This is a genomic window from Chitinophaga filiformis (assembly GCF_900102545.1).
Lineage (GTDB): Bacteria > Bacteroidota > Bacteroidia > Chitinophagales > Chitinophagaceae > Chitinophaga > Chitinophaga filiformis.
Window position 1 is genome coordinate 230273 of record NZ_FNBN01000006.1, and the last position, 22515, is coordinate 252787.

26 protein-coding genes are annotated in these 22515 nt (G+C 46.8%); 6 read left to right on the top strand and 20 right to left on the bottom strand.

Annotation, left to right across the window (positions count from 1 at the left end):
- Nucleotides 1–7 precede the first annotated feature (7 nt).
- The 16 genes from rplE to fusA form a co-directional block, all read right to left on the bottom strand.
- Nucleotides 8–583, bottom strand: coding sequence for a 50S ribosomal protein L5 (rplE, locus tag BLR32_RS23235; protein ID WP_089835252.1), 576 nt, complete (start codon nucleotides 581–583; stop codon nucleotides 8–10).
- Entirely contained in the window at nucleotides 583–921 is a 339-nt protein-coding gene (gene rplX / locus BLR32_RS23240; protein WP_089835253.1) for a 50S ribosomal protein L24, read from the bottom strand. The genes rplE and rplX overlap by 1 nt, the downstream gene beginning before the upstream one ends.
- A 159-nt stretch (nucleotides 922–1080) precedes the next feature.
- On the bottom strand, nucleotides 1081–1449 hold the full coding sequence (gene rplN / locus BLR32_RS23245) for a 50S ribosomal protein L14 (RefSeq protein ID WP_012789297.1): 369 nt from the start codon (nucleotides 1447–1449) through the stop codon (nucleotides 1081–1083).
- A gap of 71 nt (nucleotides 1450–1520) precedes the next feature.
- The gene (gene rpsQ / locus BLR32_RS23250; RefSeq protein ID WP_176842403.1) at nucleotides 1521–1778 is read right to left on the bottom strand and encodes a 30S ribosomal protein S17; all 258 of its coding nucleotides are present in this window, start codon (nucleotides 1776–1778) and stop codon (nucleotides 1521–1523) included.
- Nucleotides 1779–1840: 62 nt separating this feature from the next.
- Nucleotides 1841–2047 carry a 50S ribosomal protein L29 gene (gene rpmC, locus BLR32_RS23255; RefSeq protein ID WP_089835254.1) on the bottom strand — a complete coding sequence of 69 codons (207 nt, stop codon included), beginning with the start codon at nucleotides 2045–2047 and terminating at the stop codon, nucleotides 1841–1843.
- A 72-nt stretch (nucleotides 2048–2119) separates the two neighbouring features.
- On the bottom strand, nucleotides 2120–2539 hold the full coding sequence (gene rplP / locus BLR32_RS23260) for a 50S ribosomal protein L16 (protein ID WP_089835255.1): 420 nt from the start codon (nucleotides 2537–2539) through the stop codon (nucleotides 2120–2122).
- Between the two features lie 42 nt (nucleotides 2540–2581).
- A complete protein-coding gene (rpsC, locus tag BLR32_RS23265; RefSeq protein WP_089835256.1) occupies nucleotides 2582–3379 on the bottom strand; it encodes a 30S ribosomal protein S3 in 798 nt (265 codons plus the stop codon).
- A 43-nt stretch (nucleotides 3380–3422) separates the two neighbouring features.
- Nucleotides 3423–3782 (bottom strand): 50S ribosomal protein L22, encoded by a 360-nt coding sequence (rplV, locus tag BLR32_RS23270; protein ID WP_089835257.1) that lies wholly within the window; start codon nucleotides 3780–3782, stop codon nucleotides 3423–3425.
- A gap of 85 nt (nucleotides 3783–3867) precedes the next feature.
- Nucleotides 3868–4134, bottom strand: coding sequence for a 30S ribosomal protein S19 (gene rpsS, locus BLR32_RS23275; RefSeq protein ID WP_089835258.1), 267 nt, complete (start codon nucleotides 4132–4134; stop codon nucleotides 3868–3870).
- An 82-nt stretch (nucleotides 4135–4216) separates the two neighbouring features.
- Nucleotides 4217–5050, bottom strand: a complete 834-nt coding sequence (gene rplB / locus BLR32_RS23280) for a 50S ribosomal protein L2 (RefSeq protein ID WP_089835259.1) — start codon at nucleotides 5048–5050, stop codon at nucleotides 4217–4219.
- Between the two features lie 86 nt (nucleotides 5051–5136).
- Nucleotides 5137–5436, bottom strand: a complete 300-nt coding sequence (gene rplW / locus BLR32_RS23285; RefSeq protein ID WP_089835260.1) for a 50S ribosomal protein L23 — start codon at nucleotides 5434–5436, stop codon at nucleotides 5137–5139.
- Nucleotides 5437–5490: 54 nt separating this feature from the next.
- Nucleotides 5491–6129: a 50S ribosomal protein L4 gene (rplD, locus tag BLR32_RS23290; RefSeq protein WP_089835261.1), complete on the bottom strand. Its 639-nt coding sequence runs from the start codon at nucleotides 6127–6129 to the stop codon at nucleotides 5491–5493.
- A gap of 1 nt (nucleotide 6130) precedes the next feature.
- Complete coding sequence (gene rplC, locus BLR32_RS23295; protein WP_089835262.1) at nucleotides 6131–6748, bottom strand: 50S ribosomal protein L3; 618 nt, start codon at nucleotides 6746–6748, stop codon at nucleotides 6131–6133.
- Between the two features lie 213 nt (nucleotides 6749–6961).
- Nucleotides 6962–7267 (bottom strand): 30S ribosomal protein S10, encoded by a 306-nt coding sequence (rpsJ, locus tag BLR32_RS23300; RefSeq protein WP_012789286.1) that lies wholly within the window; start codon nucleotides 7265–7267, stop codon nucleotides 6962–6964.
- 1369 nt (nucleotides 7268–8636) lie between these two features.
- Nucleotides 8637–9242 (bottom strand): outer membrane beta-barrel protein, encoded by a 606-nt coding sequence (locus tag BLR32_RS23305; RefSeq protein ID WP_176842404.1) that lies wholly within the window; start codon nucleotides 9240–9242, stop codon nucleotides 8637–8639.
- Between the two features lie 409 nt (nucleotides 9243–9651).
- Nucleotides 9652–11799, bottom strand: coding sequence for an elongation factor G (gene fusA, locus BLR32_RS23310; RefSeq protein ID WP_218124239.1), 2148 nt, complete (start codon nucleotides 11797–11799; stop codon nucleotides 9652–9654).
- Nucleotides 11800–12188: 389 nt separating this feature from the next.
- Between fusA and BLR32_RS23315 the strand changes: the two genes are divergently transcribed.
- Genes BLR32_RS23315 through BLR32_RS23330 form a run of 4 tightly spaced genes read left to right on the top strand, consistent with a single transcriptional unit; the run spans nucleotide 12189 to nucleotide 17807 of the window.
- The gene (locus BLR32_RS23315) at nucleotides 12189–12692 is read left to right on the top strand and encodes a T9SS type A sorting domain-containing protein (RefSeq protein ID WP_089835265.1); all 504 of its coding nucleotides are present in this window, start codon (nucleotides 12189–12191) and stop codon (nucleotides 12690–12692) included.
- An 18-nt stretch (nucleotides 12693–12710) separates the two neighbouring features.
- Complete coding sequence (porV, locus tag BLR32_RS23320; protein WP_089835266.1) at nucleotides 12711–13889, top strand: type IX secretion system outer membrane channel protein PorV; 1179 nt, start codon at nucleotides 12711–12713, stop codon at nucleotides 13887–13889.
- 34 nt (nucleotides 13890–13923) lie between these two features.
- Nucleotides 13924–14385, top strand: a complete 462-nt coding sequence (locus tag BLR32_RS23325; RefSeq protein ID WP_089835267.1) for a hypothetical protein — start codon at nucleotides 13924–13926, stop codon at nucleotides 14383–14385.
- Between the two features lie 29 nt (nucleotides 14386–14414).
- Nucleotides 14415–17807 carry a collagen-like protein gene (locus BLR32_RS23330; protein WP_176842405.1) on the top strand — a complete coding sequence of 1131 codons (3393 nt, stop codon included), beginning with the start codon at nucleotides 14415–14417 and terminating at the stop codon, nucleotides 17805–17807.
- A 449-nt stretch (nucleotides 17808–18256) separates the two neighbouring features.
- Here the strand turns inward: BLR32_RS23330 and rpsG are convergent, their stop codons facing one another.
- The 4 genes from rpsG to BLR32_RS23350 form a co-directional block, all read right to left on the bottom strand.
- Complete coding sequence (gene rpsG / locus BLR32_RS23335; RefSeq protein WP_089835268.1) at nucleotides 18257–18724, bottom strand: 30S ribosomal protein S7; 468 nt, start codon at nucleotides 18722–18724, stop codon at nucleotides 18257–18259.
- 33 nt (nucleotides 18725–18757) lie between these two features.
- Nucleotides 18758–19138 (bottom strand): 30S ribosomal protein S12, encoded by a 381-nt coding sequence (gene rpsL / locus BLR32_RS23340; protein WP_012789278.1) that lies wholly within the window; start codon nucleotides 19136–19138, stop codon nucleotides 18758–18760.
- A 130-nt stretch (nucleotides 19139–19268) separates the two neighbouring features.
- Nucleotides 19269–19559, bottom strand: a complete 291-nt coding sequence (locus BLR32_RS23345) for a hypothetical protein (RefSeq protein WP_089835269.1) — start codon at nucleotides 19557–19559, stop codon at nucleotides 19269–19271.
- 503 nt (nucleotides 19560–20062) lie between these two features.
- On the bottom strand, nucleotides 20063–21175 hold the full coding sequence (locus BLR32_RS23350) for a branched-chain amino acid aminotransferase (RefSeq protein WP_245705505.1): 1113 nt from the start codon (nucleotides 21173–21175) through the stop codon (nucleotides 20063–20065).
- 191 nt (nucleotides 21176–21366) lie between these two features.
- On the opposite strand from BLR32_RS23350, the gene BLR32_RS23355 reads away from it, so the two are divergent.
- Nucleotides 21367–21864: a hypothetical protein gene (locus BLR32_RS23355; RefSeq protein WP_089835270.1), complete on the top strand. Its 498-nt coding sequence runs from the start codon at nucleotides 21367–21369 to the stop codon at nucleotides 21862–21864.
- Between the two features lie 33 nt (nucleotides 21865–21897).
- The gene (gene rdgB, locus BLR32_RS23360) at nucleotides 21898–22491 is read left to right on the top strand and encodes an RdgB/HAM1 family non-canonical purine NTP pyrophosphatase (protein WP_089835271.1); all 594 of its coding nucleotides are present in this window, start codon (nucleotides 21898–21900) and stop codon (nucleotides 22489–22491) included.
- The last annotated feature ends 24 nt before the right edge of the window (nucleotides 22492–22515 follow it).

Sequence of the window (22515 nt, forward strand, 5' to 3'; positions counted from 1 at the left end):
TCAGATATTATTGATTATCCTTTTTGATATTCTTGAACGGCATACCCAGTTCTTTCAGCAGTTCATAAGCTTCTTCGTTGGTAGTAGCCGTAGTAACGAAAGTGATATCCATACCGGAGATCTTTGTTACTTTATCGATATCGATCTCAGGGAAAATGATCTGCTCAGTGATACCCAGGGTATAGTTACCGCGGCCATCGAAAGCTTTCTCATTTACACCTTTAAAGTCACGTACACGAGGCAGGGAAACTGCGATCAGACGATCCAGGAAGTCGTACATATTGTTACCACGCAGTGTTACGCGGGCGCCAATCGGCATGTTCTTCCTTAATTTAAAGTTAGAGATATCTTTTTTGGACATAGTAGCGATCGCTTTCTGACCAGAGATACGGGTCATCTCGTCTACAGCAATATCTACCAGCTTTTTATCTCCAACAGCACCGTTGATACCCTGGTTCAGACAGATCTTTACCAGACGGGGTACCTGCATTACGCTCTTGTAATTAAATTTCTTTTGCAGCGCACCAACCACTTCATTGCGGTATTTAGACTGCAGCCTGGGTGTATATGTAGTGTTTGCCATTATTTAATTACCTCCCCTGATTTTTTAGCTATACGAACTAATTTACCATTATCACGCTGCCTGCTTACTTTGGTAGGTTTACCAGCCTTAGCATCCCATAACATTACGTTAGAAATAGCGATAGGAGCCTCCTGCTTAACGATGCCACCCTGGGTGTTCTGAGCAGTAGGTTTGGTATGTTTGGTGATGATGTTCACACCTTCCACCAGAACGCGTGCCTTGTCAGGAATCACTTCCAGCACCTTGCGGGGCTTGGTCCTGTCCTTGTCATCACCGGCAATCACCACTACCGTGTCGCCTTTCTTAATGTTGAACTTAGGCTTGAATCTCGTTTTCATTATTTGTTTATTTAAAACGCCAAGCGAAACACCCGTTCCGCTTGATTAATATTGTCGTTTTTGAAACGGGCTGCAAAGATATGCTTTTAAGCTGAAAGCACAAAGCCTAAAGGTCTGTAACTTTTGGCTTTATGCTTTCAACTCTTATAATGCTTTGATTTACAGCACCTCGGGAGCCAGAGAGATAATCTTCATGTATCCCTTATCGCGCAGCTCACGGGCAACCGGACCGAAAATACGGGTACCGCGTGGCTCGTCAGAGTTGTTCAGCAATACAACGGCATTATCGTCAAAACGGATATAAGATCCGTCTTTACGGCGCAGCTTGTTTTTAGTTCTTACGATAACAGCTTTGGTTACCATACCTTTCTTTACGCCACCACCTGGGATTGCATCCTTTACAGTCACTACGATCTTATCACCCACTTTAGCGTAATCCTGGCCTGAGTTGCCTAATACCCTAATACACAGTACCTCTTTGGCACCGCTGTTATCAGCCACATTCAGCCTTGATTCTTGTTGTATCATCTTATGAGATTTGTTAGTTGTTTTATCAGCGGCTCAACCCGGGAATGCCGGAAGGAGCTTGAAACAATAAATTATTTTACTTTTTCGATAACCTCTACCAGTCTCCAGCATTTATTCTTGCTCAGAGGACGAACTTCCATTATTCTAACGGTATCGCCGATGCTGCACTCGTTTTTCTCGTCGTGCGCCATGAACTTGGTAGTTTTCTTAACGAACTTACCATAGATAGGGTGCTTCACCTTACGCTCAACGCTTACAGTGATAGTTTTATCCATCTTGTTGCTGGATACCACACCAGTCCTGGTTTTTCTTAATTTTCTTTCGATCATTGTTGAAAGTATTTACTCTCTAACCCTCCCATTCGCACAGCAGGATTAATGAATTTTATTATTTAGGCTTGTGCGCCCAGTTCTCTTTTGCGCAGCTCGGTTTTCAGCTGTGCGATCTGACGCCTCAGAGCGCGGATGCTCATCGGGTTCTCGATCGGCGTAATTGCGTGACTGAATGTAATTTTCTTCAGGCGTAATTGTTCCTCAGAGATTTTCTCTCTCAGGTCCTGGTCGCTTAAACCTTTCAGATCCAGCTTTTCTTTTGCCATTGTTTTATAAAATTTCTGGTTTATCGTTTATAGTTATCTCTCGTTGCGTCTGCATTCCTGCGGGTTGCCGGATTATGCAACGTAATCGGGACGCACTACAAATTTCACTTTAATCGGCAGTTTCTGTGCAGCCAGCTCCATTGCTTCTTTAGCTACCTGTAAAGGAACACCATCCGCTTCAAATAAGATACGGCCTGGTTTCACTACTGCAGCCCAATGGTCAGGAGCACCCTTACCTTTACCCATCCTCACTTCCAGTGGTTTGGCGGTAATAGACTTATCCGGGAATATACGGATCCACACGTTACCTTCACGTTTCATATGCCTGGTCAGAGCCACCCTGGCAGCTTCAATCTGCCTGTCGGTGATCCACTTAGGTTCTAATGCTTTCAGACCGAAACTACCAAAGGAAATGGTCGCGCCACGCTTAGCGTCACCTTTGATGCGGCCTTTATGCATCTTCCTGTGTTTCGTTCTCTTTGGCTGTAACATCTTGGTATTAGTTAATTGTTAATGTTAAATTGTTAAGTAAGCTTATCTGCGGCCACCACCACGATTGTCACCACCTCTTCTGTCGCCACCGCCACGGTTATCTCCACCTCTTCTGTCACCACCACGGTTGTCGCCACCTCTTCTTTCGCCACCACCTGAACGGCCTTCGCCATCTTTAGCGGAAATAGCGTTCGGATTCAGATCGCGCTCGCCCAGTACTTCACCTTTACAGATCCATACCTTGATACCGATTTTACCATATACAGTCAGTGCGAACAAAGAAGCGTAATCAATGTCCATACGGAAAGTGTGCAAAGGTACACGCCCCTGCTTCATTTCTTCTGAACGGGCAATTTCAGCACCACCTAAACGGCCACCTACTTTAATCTTGATACCTTCAGCTCCCATTCTCAGCGCAGTTGCGATAGCCATTTTAATCGCACGTTTATAGTTGATACGGCTTTCGATCTGCTTAGCGATGGTTTCAGCAACGATGTTAGCATCTATTTCAGGACGACGGATCTCCAGAATGTTGATCTGTACGTCTTCTTTTCCTGTCAGTTTCTTCAGCTCTTCCTTGATGCGGTCTACCTCTCCACCACCTTTACCTATGATGATACCAGGTTTAGATGTATGAATGGTGATGATCAGTTTACCTAAAGTTCTTTCAATCACTACCCTGGAAATGCCACCTTTGTTGATACGGGCATTCAGGTAAGTCCTGATCTTGTTATCCTCGATCAGTTTGGCAGCAAAATCTTTTTTACCACCATACCAATTGGAGTCCCATCCTCTGATGATACCTAACCTGTTACCAATAGGATTTGTTTTCTGACCCATGTTCTGGTTTATTTGTCTATTAGATAAATAGTTTTAGTTTCTTTTATTTTGCTTCCACTGCAGGACGGCTGTCAACAACGATTGTTACGTGGTTGCTTCTCTTGCGAACACGATAACCTCTACCCTGTGGTGCCGGACGCATTCTTTTCAGGATACGGCCACCATCAACGAAGATGGTCTTAACCTGCAGATTAGCATCTTCTACTCTTGTGCCTTCGTTCTTCACCTTCCAGTTAGCAACGGCAGACAACAGCAGCTTTTCCAAAGGAACGCTGGGATGCTTAGGATGGAATTTCAAAATATTCAGAGCTTTTTCTACATCCAGACCACGGATCAGGTCAGCCAGCAAACGCATTTTGCGGGTAGATGTAGGATTATTGTTAAGCTTAGCTACTGCTTCCATTTTCTATTATAATTTGTGATTTGAGGTTCGAAGTTTGGGTTTAGAGGTGAATCAAAACCTCAAACTTTAAACTTCAAACGATTTACTACATTTTCTTGTTAGCGTGTCCTTTAAAGTTGCGGGTAGGTGCAAATTCTCCCAGTTTATGACCAACCATGAACTCGGTCACGTATACAGGGATGAATTTGTTGCCATTGTGTACCGCAAATGTGTGGCCTACAAAATCAGGCGTGATAGTAGAACGACGGCTCCAGGTCTTGATAACAGTACGCTTGGTGCCTTCATTCATTTTCTCAACTTTCTGCTCTAATTTCTGGTCAACGTAAGGACCTTTTTTTATGGAACGACCCATGTCTTGTTGTTTTTATTCCTGCCGCTTTACCAGTTCCGCTTTAGCGTTGGCTGCGTCAGCGGAACTGTTAAGGCGTTAAGTTTTATAATTTCTTACCGTTTTTCCTGCTGATGATCAGTTTGTCAGAGCTCTTATGCGGCTTTCTGGTTTTCAGACCCTTCGCATATTTACCTGTTCTGGATCTTGGGTGACCACCGGAAGATTTACCTTCACCACCACCCATCGGGTGATCCACTGGGTTCATCGCCACACCACGGTTGCGAGGCTTGATACCTCTCCAACGGTTAGCACCTGCTTTACCGATGGACTGCAGCGCGTGATCTGAGTTGGAAACAGTACCTACTGTTGCAGCACAAGTGATCAACACTTTACGCAGCTCACCAGAAGGCATTTTCAGAACGGCATACTTTTCTTCCTTGTTGGACAGCTGAGCATAAGTACCAGCGCTTCTTGCGATCGCACCACCTCTGCCAGGCTGTAATTCGATGTTGTGAACAACAGTACCCAGAGGCATGTTCTTCAGCACCAGTGCGTTACCAACTTCCGGAGCTGCATTAGGACCGCTTGTTACGGTTGCACCTACCTGCAGACCCTGAGGAGCCAGGATGTAACGTTTTTCACCATCTGCATAGTTCAGCAGAGCGATGAATGCGCTACGGTTTGGATCATATTCGATAGTCTTAACTGTAGCTGGAATATCGTGTTTATCGCGTTTGAAATCTATGATACGGTAGTGTTGTTTGTGACCACCACCAATGTAGCGCATAGACCTTCTACCCTGTACGTTTCTACCGCCGGATTTCTTAACAGGCTCCAGCAGGCTTTTTTCAGGAGTATCCGTGGTCAGCTCTGCGTACGCGTTGCCTATTTTCCAACGGGTACCGGCTGTCATCGGTTTGTATTTCTTCAGTGCCATGATCTAGTGTCGTGTTTAACTAGTTTCTATTATAAAAAGTGATCTGCATATACATCCATCATCCTGCTGCGTAGCAGGAATGAGCACTATATGTTAGCATACAGATCTATAGTTTCTCCCTGAGCCAGTGTAACAACCGCCTTTTTGTAAGATGGTTTTTTACCAGCGATGAAGCCAGCCTTAGTAAAACGCTGTTTAGCTTTACCCGGCATTACGGCAGTGTTCACTTCAGCTACGGTCACACCGTAAAATTCTTCCACTGCTTTTTTGATCTCCAGTTTGTTGGATTTCTTATCTACGATGAAGTAGTAGCGGTTGAATTTATCAGTGGCTTTGTTCACTTTTTCACTTACCACCGGCTTGATTAAAACGTCTGAAAGTTTCATCTTTTATAGCTTTGAGCTGCGGTTGCCCGCAAGCTGTGTTTTTTGTAATATTAATTAAGCTTCTACCGGCTCTTCAGTGAAGATCTTAGCAGCACTCTCCGTGAGAACGATATAGTTGCTGTTCATGATATCATAAGTATTGATATCGCTCAGCATTACGCTATCCACGGTAGGAATGTTCCTCAGAGACAGGTAAACATTATCATTGTACTCAGGCAGTACGAATAAAGTCTTACGGCCTGCTACATTTACATTCAGATTAGCCAGGATACCTGCAAACTGTTTGGTTTTAGGTGCATCCAGGTTCAGATCCTCCAGTACGATGATGCTGTTTTCTTTAGCCTTGGTAGACAGGGCAGAGATCTTAGCGAGATCTTTCACCTTTCTGTTCAGCTTAATTTCATATCTGTGTGGCTTTGGACCGAAAATGGTACCACCACCTTTATACAGTGGGTTACGGATGTTACCTTTACGGGAACCACCAGTACCTTTTTGTTTGTGCAGTTTGCGGGAAGCGCCCTTCACTTCAGCTCTGGTCTTAACCTTGTGAGTACCCTGACGCTGAGCGGCCAGATACTGTTTTACAGCCAGGTAAATAACGTGGTTGTTAGGCTCCACACCGAAAATTTCCTCAGGAAGCTCAATAGTCCTGCCGGTTTTCTTACCTTCTTTATTTAAAATATCAACTTGCATGTTACTTCTGGATTAAAACGATTGAACCATTGTGGCCGGGAACGGAACCACTTACCAGGATATAATTCTTTTCAGGGAATATCTTCAGGATCTTCAGACCTTTCACTTTCACCTGTTCGTTACCGGTCTGACCAGCCATACGCATACCCTTGAAAACGCGGGAAGGATAAGAGGAACCACCCACAGAACCAGGAGCCCTGCTTCTGTCGTGCTGACCGTGTGTAGCTTCGCCCACACCGGAGAATCCATGGCGTTTTACAACACCCTGGAAACCTTTACCTTTTGAAGTACCTACTACTTCAATAGTTTCTCCTTCTGCAAATATTTCGGTGGTAATGGTCTCACCAAGAGCTTTTTGTACATCCGGGTTGCGGAACTCTTTTACAAATCTTTTAGGGGAGGTGCTTGCTTTCGCGAAGTGATTAAGTTCAGCTTTGGGAGTGTTCTTTTCTTTCTTCTCACCAAATGAAACTTGAATAGCGTTGTACCCATCAGTTTCTACTGTCTTTACCTGAGTTACAACGCAAGGACCGGCTTCGATGATGGTAACCGCAGTCTGCTTACCATTCGGTTCGAAGATGCTGGTCATGCCGATCTTTTTACCAATAATACCTTTCATTATTATATATATTTTACCCAGCGCCTGGGGGTGGATCTTGCTATCCCCAGGATGGGCGGTTTAAATGCTTTATTGGGCGGCCACCCAGAAGGCATGGCCTATATTTACTTGTATGTTGCTATCTGTCCGGCAAAAGTGATACAGTCCCTCTGCCAGGCAACAACCTGCATATTAAATCAAATCAGGCAGACCTTTCGCCTACCTGCCGATGTCCTACGCTTTGATTTCTACTTCCACGCCGGAAGGTAAATCGAGTTTACTCAACGCGTCAACTGTCCTTGAAGAAGAAGTGTAGATATCCAGCAGACGCTTGTGCGTGCACAGCTGGAATTGCTCACGTGCCTTCTTGTTAACGTGCGGTGAACGCAACACTGTGAAAATTTTCTTTTCGGTTGGTAAAGGAATTGGACCTGTTACCACAGCGCCCGTGTTACGCACGGTTTTAACGATCTTCTCAGCAGATTTATCTACCAGATTATGATCGTAGGACTTCAGCTTGATTCTAATTCTCTGAGACATATGCAATGAACTTCTTCTTGTTTTTACCCTTACAATTTGGGAGGGCAAAGGTAATCCGTTTTTTTATACTTCACAAATAATTTGTGGAAAAATAAATCAGGAATTGTGCATACCCGGCCAGGACAGCCATTCATATTACACAAAGAAGATATGGCGAGGAACAGCAAAATACTGTTTTTCAACTAAATACCAAAAAAATGCTTGTTCAGGCCGTCACAGGCATAATCCGCCCCACTTATCTCCCGGTATACCTCCGCTTCTACCCCAATTTCCACATTCCCCCTAAAAAAAAACAGGCCTCCGGGGAACCGGTGGCCTGTCCTGTCTGGGAATGCAATAAGCAATATTTTTCAACCTGTCAAACCTCAGATGGGTAAATTCCCCAACAAAGAATTCAGCAAGCCGAAAACTAAAGCCAATAACTGGTTTAATAAATCCATAGTTGCGAAGGTTTTCCATAAGGTTATGCCTACTCTCTTCTTGGTTTTCGGCAATCCCAAATGCAGACCACTTACTGGAGCATGAGCCGAAGTTAAGCGCATACCCGGAAATAACGGTCATTCATTTCATTCATTATCAGTCGGTTCGGACAAAAAAAGGAGTGAACAGAAAATGAACAGACTAACCAATAATGAACAGGAAACAGTAGAATATCCCCTGTTCAAAAAAAGAGCCCCCCAACGCCGGGGAGCTCCAAATAAAATCCGGAATCCATTCACCCTCGTGGTCGGCAAAGAATTCCTTAGGGAACAAAGGAAACCTGTCTTACAGGCCGCCTAATAAAGAATTCAGCAACGCAATAAGGGTTGCCAGTAACTGATTTAACAGATCCATGCTTCAGGTTTTTCTGTTGGTTAATACCTACTCTGTTTTTGGTTTTCGGCAATCCCAAAGGAGATGATCATCTAATCCCGCCGCGAATTTAAAGGCTGGTCATAAATTAAAAACATTCATTATCATTCACCTTCAGGTAGTTATACCATTCTGTTCAGTTTCTAATACTTACTAAATAGAAAGCCTGCTTACTGTCACTTTCACCAGCTCATTTATACAAAAAAAATAGCCCCGGCAATTGCCAGGGCTTAAAGCATTTAGAACAAGGGCTGCTGAGTTTACACAGCACGCAGGATCGTTTTCACAAATCCGAGAATGGCAGCGAGAATAGCAGATGTCATAACGGGTGAATTTAAGAGGGTGTCGTGCCTACTCTGTATGGTTTTCGGCGAATCCCAGTCCGCAGTAGTACAGGCCCCGCGAACACAATAAAGGTAAATCCAATTAGCGTTCAAATACTATTCATTTCCGTTCATTATCAACGAGTTCGTTCAAACCGTTCAGATAGCATGCAAGCCCGCCACTCTCATCTCATTCACGGATTTTTCCCCTGCTCCTCACGAATGATCGCCCGCGCACGTGCTGTCGGCAGGAAAATCTGGAAACCTAATCCCAGGTTCAGCTGATGAGAGGTGGTCGAATTCCCACCGCCTATGATCACATCATACTTCACCAATGCATCCAACGCAACATTAGGTGTAATAAAATAAGATAATCCAGGCCCAATACCCAATTGTACCCCATTCGTAGACGCTCCATTGGCTGGATTACTACCCCCAAACCCTACATTCGCCTCTCCGAAGAAACGCACCCGCTTAGAAAACTCCAGCTTACGCACATTCGGATCGCGAAAATAATAACGGGCCAATGCCCCAATAGCATAATCCACATTCGTTCCATTGCCACCAGTAGTCTGAAGACCAAAATTCACGTAGGCACCCAATGCAAGATCATCCTTGATAAAATAGGCCAGTTTAGGATTCAGATTGAAATGGAAAATTGTACTTTCTTTCTGAAAATTGAATCCCAGGTCAGTGATATCAGACCCTACCATGAGGTTACCTTGTTGCGTCTGCGCAACTGCAGTGCTGCCGAAGAATACCGCAGTGAGCGCCAGGGTTAATAGACAAAATTTTTTCATGTTCTGAATTTTAATTTGAGAAATAGCTGCCATCAAAAATTAAAGATGCCCACTATAGGGAGAAAACATTATGCCTTGACTCTTAATAACTTATTAAGATAAGTGGGATATGAAGGGGCTACCAAATTTGATGCCACGTAACACTTACCGGCAATAAAAGTTATTGAAAATGAACAGAATAGAGAGAGAACAAACAAAATATTCAGCAAACAGCTGTTGCTATATAATAATAGCACCACGTACAGGCAAGAAATAATGCCCGTTAACGGGCATCAATAGCTACAATATTTGCAGGTTGCATGGCAGCTAACAGCCAGGCGCCGGAACCAGGAGAAAGCCGCTATAAGCGAAGAAGGGATGCCTTACAGGCACCCCTTCTTTCTATAAGTCTGATATGAATCTGCTAAAATTAGTCAGCGTTCACTTTACCTTTCACTTTTGCAATTTCCTCTTCAGCAATGCTGTTCGGAGCAGGTGAATAGTGAGAGAACTCCATGATGGAAGTTGCACGACCAGATGACATTGAACGCAGCTGAGTTACGTAACCGAACATTTCTTTCAGTGGCACTTTAGCTTTGATCACCTGTACACCATTTCTCATTTCCATACCTTCCAGCATACCACGACGACGGTTCAGGTCACCTGTTACGTCACCCATGTACTGGTCAGGAGTCTGTACTTCTACTTTCATGATCGGCTCCAGCAGAACTGGTTTAGCTTTACGGCCAGCCTCACGGAAAGCAGCTCTTGCGCACAACTCGAAAGATACTGCATCGGAGTCAACCTGGTGGAAGGAACCGTCAAACAGACGAACTTTCAGGTTGTCCAGCGGATAGCCAGCCAGTACACCCTGGTTCATTGCTGATTCGAAACCTTTCTGTACAGGAGGTACGAACTCTTTTGGAATGGAACCACCGAAGATGTCGTTGATGAACTGGAAAGTCTTACCGTCGTTCTCTTTCATCCATTCTGGATCAGCAGGTCCGATCTCAACCTGGATGTCAGCGAATTTACCACGACCACCAGTCTGTTTCTTGTACACTTCACGGTGCTCAACTTTAGCAGTGAAGGCTTCTTTGAACGCAACCTGAGGTGCACCCTGGTTAACTTCTACCTTGAATTCGCGACGCATACGGTCAACGATGATTTCCAGGTGAAGCTCACCCATACCGCTCAATACGGTCTGGCCGGTTTCTTCGTCAGTTTTTGCTTTCAGGGTAGGATCTTCTTCTACCAGTTTAGCGATAGCCATACCCATTTTATCCATGTCCGCCTGAGTTTTGGGCTCGATAGCGATGTGGATCACCGGCTCTGGGAAAGTCATAGACTCCAGAACGATTGGGTTATCTTCATGACACAGGGTGTCACCAGTCTTGATATCTTTAAAACCTACAGCAGCTCCGATATCACCAGCTTCGATGAAATCGATAGGATTCTGCTTGTTGGCGTGCATCTGCATGATACGGCTGATACGCTCGTTCTTACCAGTACGGGTGTTCAGTACATAAGAACCTGCATCCAGGTGACCGGAATAAGCCCGGAAGAACGCCAGACGACCTACGAAAGGATCGGTCATGATCTTGAACGCCAGTGCAGAGAATGGTTCTTTTGCATCTGGTTTACGCTCGATCTCAGCACCAGTGTCAGGATTAGTACCTTTTACTGCTTCGATATCCAGAGGAGAAGGCAAGTAACGGCAAACCGCATCCAGCATCTTCTGAACACCTTTGTTTTTGAAGGAAGAACCACACAGCATTGGAATGATAGCGATATCGATAGTAGCCTTACGGATAGCTTCGTGGATCTCTGCTTCAGAGATTGAATTTGGATCTTCGAAGAATTTCTCCATCAGGGTATCGTCGTATTCAGCAACTGCTTCTACCAGTTTAGCTCTCCACTCTTCTGCCTCATCTTTCATGTCAGCAGGGATCTCAACTTCCTGGTAAGTAGCACCTTTACCTTCTTCGTCCCAGATAATACCTTTCATGGTGATCAGGTCAACTACACCTTTGAAAGTATCTTCAGCACCGATAGGCAGCATCAGGGGAACAGGGTTAGCACCCAGCATTTCCTTTACCTGTTTTACCACGTTCAGGAAGTCAGCACCGGCACGGTCCATTTTGTTAACGAAACCGATACGGGGTACACGGTAACGGTTAGCCTGGCGCCAAACAGTCTCAGACTGTGGTTCTACACCGGATACAGCGCAGAATAATGCTACCAGACCATCCAGTACACGCAGTGAACGCTCTACCTCTACAGTAAAGTCCACGTGACCCGGAGTGTCAATGATGTTGAATTTGTATTCTTTTGTATCTGGCTGAAGCTTTCCCTGGGTTGTTGGGAATTTCCAGAAACAGGTAGTAGCAGCAGATGTAATGGTAATACCTCTCTCCTGCTCCTGTGCCATCCAGTCCATGGTGGCAGCACCTTCGTGCACCTCCCCTATCTTGTGGGATTTACCTGTATAGTACAGGATACGCTCTGTGGTAGTGGTTTTACCCGCATCAATGTGCGCCGCAATACCAAAGTTTCTTTGAAATTTTAAGTCTGCCATAATATTAAAATGACTGTATTACTAATGCAATTTGGGGGGCAAAGGTAAATGATTTCTACCAATAAATAAAACCTGGTAACTTACCAGATAAATATTTAAGAATTCCTTTACAGAAGGGGATTTGCCCCATGATTAACCGCGCAAAGTTACACTAATTCCGCGAGCTAACCTTCTCTCACTATCTCCCTGAAAACCAATTGTCCAAATTCCCCTACCGGTTTTAGCAATAATTCCGCCGCCCAGTAATTACCCATTGCCTTTTTTTCCCCTTTAAAACATATTTGTATATGATCTTGTTAATGTCCTACCCCTTATACCCCCAGTTTGTGTCATTGTAATGCAGGGATGCTTTTGCCGTTGTTATTAATTCACCCCCAAATATATCTCACATGCGGACTATCTACAAACGACTCCTGCTGTTGTGTCTTGCTGCCGGTGGCTTTCCGGCCGCCCGGGCTCAGCTAATACTCAACAGGCAGGTAAACGCGAGTGCAGGAGGAGGCGGCTCTTCCGGTGATTATTTCTTCCAGTATACCATCGGCGAAATAACCGTCAGCTCTCTTCAGAAAGGACCACTGCTCCTGACCCAGGGCTTTCATCAGCCGGAAGAACTTCCCCCGGCTCCTGCAGGTGCTGAAGTTGTTGTCAACCTGCTCCTCTACCCTAACCCTGTATCCACCAACCTGAAGATCCAGTTTGACATGCTGTCCAATAACACAGTGGCATTGCTCATTGTCAACAGCGGCGGCCAGCTTGTACATCAGGAGACCCGTACATACGGTGCCGGCCGGGTACTCATCACCCTGCCAGTCAACAGATTCGCCGCAGGTATCTACACTCTCATCGTGAAAGCAGGCGGATTTATGTACCAGGAAAAACTGGTGATACAATAACCTTTCAAAACAACGATCATGATCAAAAAATTTACCATATGGCTATGTGCCGCCGGATTGCTTGTCCACAGCAGCCCGTTGATGGCACAGACAAAAGGGATCAAGGCAATCAATACCGGAGCCGCCTTCCTGATGGTGAACCCTGATGCCCGCAGCAGCGGTACCGGCGATGCCATGACCGGACTGGAGGCGGATGCCAACTCTCTGTTTGGCAATGCCGCCAAGATCGTCTTCGCCGGCGACTGGGGCGTTAGCGCCTCCTATTCTCCCTGGATGTGGGATCTCAACAACAGCGATCAGCGCACCAATATGGGCTATCTCGCTGCCTTCAAAAACTTCAATAACAATACAGAAGGCATAGGTATTTCCATGCGCTATTTTACCAATGGAACTATCATCTTCAGAGATGACAACGGCACCGAACTGCAGCGGTACAAGCCTAAAGAATACGCCATCGATGCGACCTATGCCCGCAAACTGGGCGAACGTTATTCGCTGGCTATCTCCCTACGTTACATCCGCAGCGATCTTGGCCAGGGTAGCTTCAATGGCCTTCAGCAGAAACCAGCCAGCGCTGTAGCAGGTGATATAGGCTTCTACTCACAGAACTACGCTAAGAATGACCCTGCCGGCAACCGTTATTGCTGGGGTATCGCCTTTACCAACATCGGTTCCAAGCTGAATTATACCGATGATAGCGACCGCAAGGCTTTCCTTCCTGCTAACCTTCGCATTGGCGGCGGTTATTCATTTGTCAATACCGTCGAACATCAGTTCACCGTCCTGGCAGATGTTAATAAACTGCTGATCCCCACGCCTCCTACATATAAACTGGATGCTACCGGACAGCCAACAGGAGAAATAGAAGATGGGAAAGACCCCAATCGCAGTATGACGGAAGCACTGTTCACCTCCTTCTGGGATGCCCCCGGCGGTTTCCAGGAAGAGCTCCGCGAGTTTACAATAGCTGCAGGCCTGGAATATACTTACCAGCACCAGCTGTTCATCCGGACCGGTTACTTCTATGAGCATCCGCAAAAAGGTTACCGCCAGCATTTCTCCGCCGGCGTTGGCACCCGTATCAAAGGCTTCTCTGTAGATATGGCTTATATCATGCCTACGGCGAATAGTCTTTATCAGAGAAGAACGCTCAAATTCTCAGTAGCCTATCATATAGGTTCAGCGAACCGTCCATAACACCGTATTCATCATTTATATTAACCTCCAACATATGAAACCATATATTCTGTTGATGATGCTGCTTCTCTCCGGCTTAAGCGCAACCAAAGCACAGCAGCGTACCCGGGATAAACTATTCCCATCATTCCAGCAGGACTTTTCAGCACTGCAACAAAAAGAAAGTAAAGAAGCACCAAAAGATCCCCGCACTACAAGAGAGCAGATCTTTACCAACTATCGTCCCCAGCAGAACACCCGTCAGGGTAGTACCGCAACATTGAGGACAAATAGCACGTCTAAAAATCCCTCAGATATCAACGTTGAGGAGGCTGCTAAAACGCTAAAGGCGAAACAGGTCAATCTGCCGGCACCAACAGCAGTCCCTACACAGGGAAATGAATCAGAAAGCAGTGGACCCTTAAAAACAGCGGCTCCCGTTGTAACGCCCCCTGCGAAAACGGCCGCTCCTGCCGCCGCTCCGGTTAAGAAATCATTTGAACGCAAAAAACAGTAATCCCCTGTAAGCATACAAAACACATGGTCATGAAGAAATTATATCTCCTGCTTATATTCCTGGCTGCCGCCTATGGTACCTATGCCCAGAATGGGCTTTCCGGTACGAACTACCAGGCGGTAGTCCGTAACCCTAACGGTACGCTGGTGGCCAATCGGAATATCTCCGTACGTATTTCAATCCTGGGCGGCTCCGCAGCCGGCCCTGTTCAATATGAAGAAACCCATGAGGTGGCAACCAGCGCTCTGGGATTGTTCAACCTCCAGATTGGTAAGGGAAGTGCCTCTACCGGTACATTCGCCGGAGTGCCCTGGGCCAATGCGAATCAGTATCTGAAAGTAGAAGTGAATACCGGTAACGGTTTTGTAGCATTAGGCACCTCCGAGTTAATGAGTGTTCCTTATGCACTTTATGCTGCTAATGGTAATCCCGGCCCTACGGGTCCACAGGGGCCTGCTGGTCCGGCTGGTCCTCAGGGAGCAGCAGGTCCTGCCGGTCCGGTTGGGCCTGTAGGTCCTGCAGGACCTACAGGCGCAGCTGGCCCCGCAGGTGCTCCTGGTCCCGTTGGTCCTATTGGACCTGTTGGCCCTGTAGGTCCCGCCGGTGCACAAGGTGATGCTGGCCCTGCCGGTCCCGCTGGTCCTGCAGGTGCTGCAGGTGCTCAAGGTCCGGTTGGTCCCGCTGGGGTACCTGGCCCTATAGGTCCTATTGGTCCCATCGGACCTGTCGGCCCTGCCGGAGCACAAGGTGATCCCGGCCCTGTGGGTCCGGCTGGTCCGGTAGGTCCTGCCGGCGCGATCGGCCCCGTTGGCCCTGCCGGAGCACAAGGTGATCCCGGTCCTGCCGGACCTGTAGGTCCCGTTGGACCGATTGGCCCCGTAGGTCCTGCAGGCGCAGCTGGTCCTGCTGGCCCCGCCGGACCAGTGGGACCCATTGGTCCGATTGGTCCTATTGGTCCAGCGGGTCCTGTTGGACCTGCAGGACCCGTTGGACCAGCTGGCCCTGCCGGCGACATCAACGGTGTTGCTGCCGGAGGTGACCTGAGTGGCACTTACCCTAACCCGGTAGTTGCCGACGGAGCAATCACGCTGGCGAAGCTGGCTTCCGGTGTGATCCCTACCTCCCTGCCTCCTGACGGAGCTGCAGGAGGAGACCTTGGCGGAACCTATCCTAATCCTAATGTCGTCCGCTTACAAAATATCCCTGTCTCCAATACGGCTCCTGCCGCCGGACAGGTACTAAAATATGACGGTGCAAGCTGGGCACCTTCCCCACTGGGAGGCGGCGGATTTACATTACCCTACATTACCACTGAAAACAACGCCTCCACCCTGTTTTCCATCACCAACGATGGAGATGGTACTTCCATCGAAGGCGCCAACAATACAAGTACCAGCAATGTCAGCGCTGTACTCGGGCTGATCAGCAGCACCTCCCCGGGTGGATTTTCCTCCGCTGTAAGAGGGATTAACAATGGTACCGGTGGTCTGGGTATTGGTGTATATGGCTCTCAGAACGGTTCTGGATGGGGCGTATATGGCGTAACGCCAAACGGCCTTGGTGTATATGGTAATGCCTCTGCCAATGGCACCGGCGTATATGCCAACAGCAATACCGGAACAGGCTTAACCGCCACCTCCAATAATGGTATTCCCGCCAGCATATCAATTTTCAACAATGCAAATAATAACACGGCGCTGAGTGCCTCAACGGTAGGTAATGGTACTGTAGTTAATGTGACCACCACAGGCAATGGCGCGGGTGTACGTAGCAGCACAGCTGCCGGTTTTGGTATACATGGCATTACCAGCGCTCAGACCTCTGCCGGTGTGGTGGGCGATAATAACGGCGGCGGTGAAGCAGTGGTAGGCCGTACCACCTCTGATATCGCAGGTGCAGTAGTTGGTCGTAATGATGGTGGAGGTTATGGCGTAAGAGGTTTTGTTGCTACCAACACCAGCAACACCGGCATTGGCGTATACGGACAGGTCGGCATAGGCGGTAGTACTGGCAGGGCCGGAAGATTCGAGAACTTCAACCAGACGAATATCGATGCAAACATCCTGGAGGTAGTGAGTAACAGTAATGGTAATATTCCTGATAATACCCTCGGTAACGCCAGCTCCTTTTTCCTGAATAATACCAACAGCGTAGGGGCTGCCGTAAGAGCGGAAGTAAATACCATCTTCGGCAACTTTGGCGCAGCAGGTGTTTTCGGTGTTTCATCCGGTACCGGCGGCCGCGCAGGACTCTTTTATGCTTCCAACCCTTCAGGTAATGGCGCGTCTCTGATTGCGCTGACAGATGGAAATGGTAATGCTATCACTGCCAATGCCGGAAAAGATGGTAACGGTGTGGAGACTAACATCGATGGTGCCGGTAACGCTCTCTACGCCTGGGTACCTACATTTTCGACAGGTAAGGCAGGCCGATTCGAAATCTTTAATGAAAACAACACTAATGAAGTTATTACGGTAAAAACCGTAGGTAACGGCATTGCAGGCAGCTTCAAGGTAGACAGGACCACGGGTACTTCTCCTGCAGTAAAAGGCGAGGTCAATTCAATGTTCGCCAATTTTGGTACTGCAGGCATCTATGGTCAGTCTTCCGGTACCGGTGGTTATGCAGGCTTGTTCTATTCTTCCAACCCGGCCGGTAATGGTCCCGCCCTACTCGCACTGACAGAGGGTACAGGTAATGCTATCACTGCCAATGCCGGTGGTACCGGAGATGGTGTGGAAGCTAGCTGCGACGGATCCGGTAATGCTATTTCCGGTTTCGTGCCCAATTTTGGAACAGGTAAGGCCGGCCGTTTCGCCAATTTCAATAATGCCAACTCCCAGCCAGTGGTGCACATCACGACTACAGGTACCGGCACCACCCAACTGATCAACCACCAGGGGCCTTCAGGTAGTATCGCAGTATTCCAGAGCTCCAGTGTCAATGTGGCCCGTATCAATAAGGCGGGAAGAGGTTTCTTCAATGGCGGTACACAAAACAGTGGTGCAGACGTGGCGGAAGCATTTGATGTAACAGGCAATGTCCAGGCTTATAGTCCGGGCGACGTACTGGTAATCGCAGAAGACGCCGACAGAACCGTAGAGCTGTCATCTAAACCCTATTCTACCCTGGTTGCCGGCGTATATGCGACCAAACCGGGTGTATTATTAACAGAAGAAAATATTGATGCTGACCTGGATAGCAAAGTACCGATGGGTGTGATAGGCGTGATTCCTACCAAGGTATGCGGTGAAAATGGTGCTATCCGCAGGGGTGATCTGCTGGTTACTTCGAGCAAGGCGGGGCATGCCATGAAGGCTGATCTGGACAAGGTTAAACCCGGTCAGGTAATTGGCAAGGCACTGGAGAATTTTAATGGGGAAGGCACCGGAAAGATCCGGGTATTGGTAAACGTTAGATAGTCCGTTTAATACTAACAAACCCGCAAAGGCGGCTGGATGACGAACGTTGTCCGGCCGTTTTTATTTATAGGATGATCAGTCCCTATACAACAAACGCAATTAACAAAACATAATAGGACTCCGGCCGGAGTCCCAGTGTTTATAGCGCGGGGCGTAACCCGGGGGATGAATGTTTGTAACACGGGGTATTCCCAGGTAAACGGAATGTAGGCAACACCGAAGCGTCACAGATTACAACAAACGCAATTAACAAAATATAATAGGACTCCGGCAGGAGTCCCAGTGTTTATAGCGCTGGGTGCAACCCCGGGGACGAAATGGGATCAACCAATGGGAAATCGACATCTCCCGACACACCGGGCACAAAAAAAGAGAACATCCCCCGGTATAGCCCGGAGGATGTTTCCCTTATATCTTTATAAACCATCTACCTTAAGCGGCAGTAGATTTTAGATCCTGAAGTGGGAGAATGCCTTGTTAGCTTCAGCCATACGGTGAGTATCTTCTTTCTTTTTGAAAGCAGCACCTTCACCTTTGCTTGCAGCTACGATTTCGTTAGCCAGTTTCTCAGCCATGCTCTTACCATTTCTTTCACCAGCGTAACGGATTAACCATTTCATGCACAGGGAGATCTTTCTGTCAGGACGAACCTCAGAAGGGATCTGGAAGGTAGCACCACCAATACGACGGCTTCTAACTTCTACAGCAGGAGTTACGTTTGTCAGCGCTTTCTTCCAAACCTCGTAACCGTTTTCGTTAGTGATCTGGCTTACTCTGTCAATCGCATCGTAAAATATTCTGTAGGCAATGCTCTTTTTGCCCTGTTCCATCACGTTGTTAACAAATCTGGTAACCAGTTTGTCGTTAAAGCGCGGATCCGGAGCCAAAGGCATCTTTTTTGCAGCTTGCTTTCTCATTTATCTGAAAAATTTCAACTATTTGTAAATGTATTATTTCTTAGCCTTTTCCTTTTTGGTACCATACTTGGAACGGCTCTGCTTTCTATCTTTCACACCAGCAGTATCCAGGGAACCACGTACGATGTGGTAACGAACACCTGGCAGATCTTTTACCCTACCACCACGGATCAGCACGATGGAGTGTTCCTGCAGGTTATGTCCTTCACCAGGGATGTAAGCGATCACCTCTACTTTATTGGTCAAACGCACCTTTGCAACCTTGCGCAGCGCAGAGTTAGGCTTTTTAGGAGTGGTTGTGTACACACGGGTACAAACACCACGACGCTGAGGACAGCTATCTAAAGCCCTGGACTTGGATTTAGCCCGGATAATTTCTCTTCCTTTTCTTACTAATTGTTGTATAGTAGGCATTCTACCTAAGTTTTTTTTCTGTCGGTTTACAATGACATCCAAATCACCCAGAATGGGAATTTGGGAGGGCAAAGGTACATTTCTCCATGTTAATAACAAAATGTTTTAAACATTTTTTTGGAGGAACCCTCTAGCGACCTGACAGATCGGTCACGATGTCTTTCCATTCCTGGTCTAATGATACCTCCGGCATTTTCCGTCCTGCCCTGGCATACCAATAACGGGCATTGCCACGGTCCCCTTCTTTCCTGTGTAGATAAGCGTGCACCCAGGCGGCTGTATCGTCTTCCAGGTGTTCTATTATATCATGCGCTTTTTGCCAGTTTCCTTTACCTTCCCACCAAAGGGAGGTCAGATAAGATGAGATGCCTGCGGGAGGCGTATCCTGGCTGAGGGAGTCCAGAAAAGCTGAAAGTGTCATCCTGCAAAGATGCATTTTTTCCCCGGGAATCCCTAATGTTTGCCGAGAGCACCCCGTACAAGCTGCATGAGAATATTGTCTTTAACAATGGCCATAAAGGTTCTTTGAGGTTATAAATAGCTTGCTTGTCGTATCCGACTAAGGTACCAGTAATAATACCTATAGACATCAAAATAGTATTTAAAGGTCACTTCAATATCCCATCGATATATAGATACCCTTTAAATAGCCTCTTAATACCATTTTAGCATTCTAATGGTAAGCCGATTCCAGGCCGATAGTAAGCCGACAGTAAGCTATCCGAACACTGCGGAAAGATTATCTAACTCGTGTAGGTCTATTACTCTGATGCGCCTGGTAGTTCCTGATTATCAAACCATTCGGTTCAGGCATGCGATGCGGGGGCAGGGAATATAAAATTCCTGGTTAGATGTTCTTAATATAAACGAAGAGGGCCATCCGCATTCGCAAATGGCCCCTTACTAACACAACTAAGACTATTTTTAGTGTTTTGATACCTTGTAGTTCCAGTTACGGGTGTCTTCCGCTCTGCCGGTACGGATGGCATCCAGCCTCTCCAGCAGTTCATCCCCTACTGCATATCTGGTAGTATCCAGGTGAATCTCATGCTCCTTATAATGCAGATCTTCCACATAAGCCACGCTTGACGCAGTACCTGTACCGAATACTTCCCTCAGCGTACCCGCCTTCCAGGCAGCAACGATCTCTTCTATAGAAATAGGCCTTTCCTCTACGGTCAGTCCCATATCCGAGAGAATGTCCATTACACTGGCACGGGTCACCCCTGCCAGGATAGTTCCCTGGGTCAGGTCAGGCGTGATAGCCTTATTACCGATGATCGCAAAAACGTTCATGGTACCACACTCCTGTAAATATTTATATTCCAGCCCATCTACCCAAAGGATCTGGTCAAATCCCTGTTTACGGGCCTGCATAGTCGGATACATGGCGCCGCCATAGTTACCCGCCGCTTTTGCATAACCTACGCCGCCAGGAAAAGCACGTATATATTTATCCTGTACCAGCAATCTGATAGGCTTATTGAAATACGGACCAGAAGGAGAATTAATGATGACAAACTTGTAAGTGTCTGAAGGTCTTACTCCTATAAATTCATCCGCAGCGATCATGAAAGGTCGCAGGTACAGTGAGCTGCCCTCATTGGTAGGTACCCAGTCACGATCGAGGTTGATCAGCATGTCCATGCCACCAATAAATAACCATTCCGGCATGTACGGCATCCCCATGCGTTCTGCAGAGGCATTAAAACGGGCATAGTTGTCATACGGACGGAAGATCATAGGTTCTCCCTGAGGGTCTTTGTAGGCCTTAATACCTTCAAAAATGGCTTGTCCGTAATGCCAGGCGGCATTGGAAGGACTTACAGAAAGATTTTGGAAAGGCAGGATCTCTGCATTTTTCCATTCCTTTCCATCAAAATCTGCCACCAGCATGTGGTCGGCATACTTCTTCCCGAACACAAGATTGTTAAAATCAATTTCATTGATCCGGCTCTCGCTGGTCCGGGTCACTTTAATTTTTTTAACTGCCTCTTCAAGTACGGCGTTTGTTGTTGGATTGTCTACTGCCATCATAAGGACCATTAATTTTTTATATTGTGTTTTGGTGTCTGAATTTCAATTCCCGGTCCTGTTCCCGTATAAAATCTAAAGTCGGAAATCCTGAATCTAAAATTGAATACTCTTACATTTGCTCACTGTCAGATGCAAATAAACTGATTTTTTCCCCAAAGGGGAGCTATACATTAAGTTAAATATACATATACATGTCTTTTGATAAATTGCAACTGGATCCGTACTTGTTGGCCAGGATATACACCCAGCCTATTATTCCGGGGAAAAAGGCGCCTGTTGCAGTGGTGACAGAAGCACCTCCTAAAGTGAAATTTTTAGGCGAAAATCAAAAAAACATTGCACTGTTCATACAAAACGACAGCGAAGCATATTTAAATGAAGAATTATTTAACCTGCTTACCAATATATTAAACGCATGTAAACTGGGAATGCAGGACATTGCGCTTATAAATGTAACCCAATACAGTGCGATGACATTTACAACCTGGCAAGCCGCCGTTCCAATGAAGCAGGCAGTGCTTTTCGGTATCGATCCTGCAACTATGGGGCTTGAGGCCATATCCAACTACCAGCTCTTGCAGGTAAATGCTTGCCAGCTGATATGTTCCGATCCGCTGCAGCTCATTGCCCAGGATAAAACACTGAAAGGAAAACTGTGGATGGGGCTGAAACAATTACTGGGTATATAACATCATTGCCATAGACACTAAACCGCTTTTCGAATGACACTTGTATTTGCTACCAACAACGAAAACAAGGTAAAGGAGATCCGCTCCATGCTGGGCGACCACTTTTCTATCATTACATTGAAAGAAGCTGGTATCGACATCGATATTCCTGAACCTCACGATACACTGGAAGACAACGCCAGGGAGAAATCATCTGTCATATATGAAATGACCGGCAAAAACTGTTTTTCTGAAGATACCGGCCTGGAAATAGACGCACTGAATGGCGCTCCTGGAGTTTTGTCAGCCCGCTATGCAGGCGAACAGAAACTGGCAGACGATAATATTACCCGGGTGCTACACGAAATGGATGGTCAGGAGAACCGGCAGGCGCATTTCAGAACAGTGATCTCCCTGATACTGAATGGCAAGGAATACCAGTTCACCGGCGTATGCCCCGGCACCATCCTCACCGAAAGGCGCGGCGGAAAAGGCTTTGGTTACGATCCTATTTTCGTACCGATTGGCGCTAAAAAAGCATTTGCTGAAATGGATATAGCAGAAAAGAATCAATACAGCCACAGAGCTAAAGCCCTTCAACAGCTGATCACTTTTCTGAAGGAAGCTGCTACCAAACCACTTTCCTGATTAACCGGAAACCATACACTATTC

What these genes read in the sequence shown, in the direction of transcription:
- rpsQ (WP_176842403.1), bottom strand. Translation starts at nt 1,778, where the DNA reads ATGATCGAAAGAAAATTAAGAAAAACCAGGACTGGTGTGGTATCCAGC.
- rpsC (WP_089835256.1), bottom strand. Translation starts at nt 3,379, where the DNA reads ATGGGTCAGAAAACAAATCCTATTGGTAACAGGTTAGGTATCATCAGA.
- rplX (WP_089835253.1), bottom strand. Translation starts at nt 921, where the DNA reads ATGAAAACGAGATTCAAGCCTAAGTTCAACATTAAGAAAGGCGACACG.
- rdgB (WP_089835271.1), top strand. Translation starts at nt 21,898, where the DNA reads ATGACACTTGTATTTGCTACCAACAACGAAAACAAGGTAAAGGAGATC.
- BLR32_RS23355 (WP_089835270.1), top strand. Translation starts at nt 21,367, where the DNA reads ATGTCTTTTGATAAATTGCAACTGGATCCGTACTTGTTGGCCAGGATA.
- porV (WP_089835266.1), top strand. Translation starts at nt 12,711, where the DNA reads ATGATCAAAAAATTTACCATATGGCTATGTGCCGCCGGATTGCTTGTC.
- BLR32_RS23345 (WP_089835269.1), bottom strand. Translation starts at nt 19,559, where the DNA reads ATGACACTTTCAGCTTTTCTGGACTCCCTCAGCCAGGATACGCCTCCC.
- rplB (WP_089835259.1), bottom strand. Translation starts at nt 5,050, where the DNA reads ATGGCACTGAAGAAATACAAACCGATGACAGCCGGTACCCGTTGGAAA.
- rpsL (WP_012789278.1), bottom strand. Translation starts at nt 19,138, where the DNA reads ATGCCTACTATACAACAATTAGTAAGAAAAGGAAGAGAAATTATCCGG.
- BLR32_RS23350 (WP_245705505.1), bottom strand. Translation starts at nt 21,175, where the DNA reads ATGATGGCAGTAGACAATCCAACAACAAACGCCGTACTTGAAGAGGCA.
- rplC (WP_089835262.1), bottom strand. Translation starts at nt 6,748, where the DNA reads ATGAAAGGTATTATTGGTAAAAAGATCGGCATGACCAGCATCTTCGAA.
- rplN (WP_012789297.1), bottom strand. Translation starts at nt 1,449, where the DNA reads ATGATACAACAAGAATCAAGGCTGAATGTGGCTGATAACAGCGGTGCC.
- BLR32_RS23325 (WP_089835267.1), top strand. Translation starts at nt 13,924, where the DNA reads ATGAAACCATATATTCTGTTGATGATGCTGCTTCTCTCCGGCTTAAGC.
- rplP (WP_089835255.1), bottom strand. Translation starts at nt 2,539, where the DNA reads ATGTTACAGCCAAAGAGAACGAAACACAGGAAGATGCATAAAGGCCGC.
- BLR32_RS23330 (WP_176842405.1), top strand. Translation starts at nt 14,415, where the DNA reads ATGAAGAAATTATATCTCCTGCTTATATTCCTGGCTGCCGCCTATGGT.
- BLR32_RS23315 (WP_089835265.1), top strand. Translation starts at nt 12,189, where the DNA reads ATGCGGACTATCTACAAACGACTCCTGCTGTTGTGTCTTGCTGCCGGT.
- rplD (WP_089835261.1), bottom strand. Translation starts at nt 6,129, where the DNA reads ATGCAAGTTGATATTTTAAATAAAGAAGGTAAGAAAACCGGCAGGACT.
- rplW (WP_089835260.1), bottom strand. Translation starts at nt 5,436, where the DNA reads ATGAAACTTTCAGACGTTTTAATCAAGCCGGTGGTAAGTGAAAAAGTG.
- rpsS (WP_089835258.1), bottom strand. Translation starts at nt 4,134, where the DNA reads ATGGGTCGTTCCATAAAAAAAGGTCCTTACGTTGACCAGAAATTAGAG.
- rplE (WP_089835252.1), bottom strand. Translation starts at nt 583, where the DNA reads ATGGCAAACACTACATATACACCCAGGCTGCAGTCTAAATACCGCAAT.
- fusA (WP_218124239.1), bottom strand. Translation starts at nt 11,799, where the DNA reads ATGGCAGACTTAAAATTTCAAAGAAACTTTGGTATTGCGGCGCACATT.
- rplV (WP_089835257.1), bottom strand. Translation starts at nt 3,782, where the DNA reads ATGGAAGCAGTAGCTAAGCTTAACAATAATCCTACATCTACCCGCAAA.
- rpsJ (WP_012789286.1), bottom strand. Translation starts at nt 7,267, where the DNA reads ATGTCTCAGAGAATTAGAATCAAGCTGAAGTCCTACGATCATAATCTG.
- rpsG (WP_089835268.1), bottom strand. Translation starts at nt 18,724, where the DNA reads ATGAGAAAGCAAGCTGCAAAAAAGATGCCTTTGGCTCCGGATCCGCGC.
- rpmC (WP_089835254.1), bottom strand. Translation starts at nt 2,047, where the DNA reads ATGGCAAAAGAAAAGCTGGATCTGAAAGGTTTAAGCGACCAGGACCTG.
- BLR32_RS23305 (WP_176842404.1), bottom strand. Translation starts at nt 9,242, where the DNA reads ATGAAAAAATTTTGTCTATTAACCCTGGCGCTCACTGCGGTATTCTTC.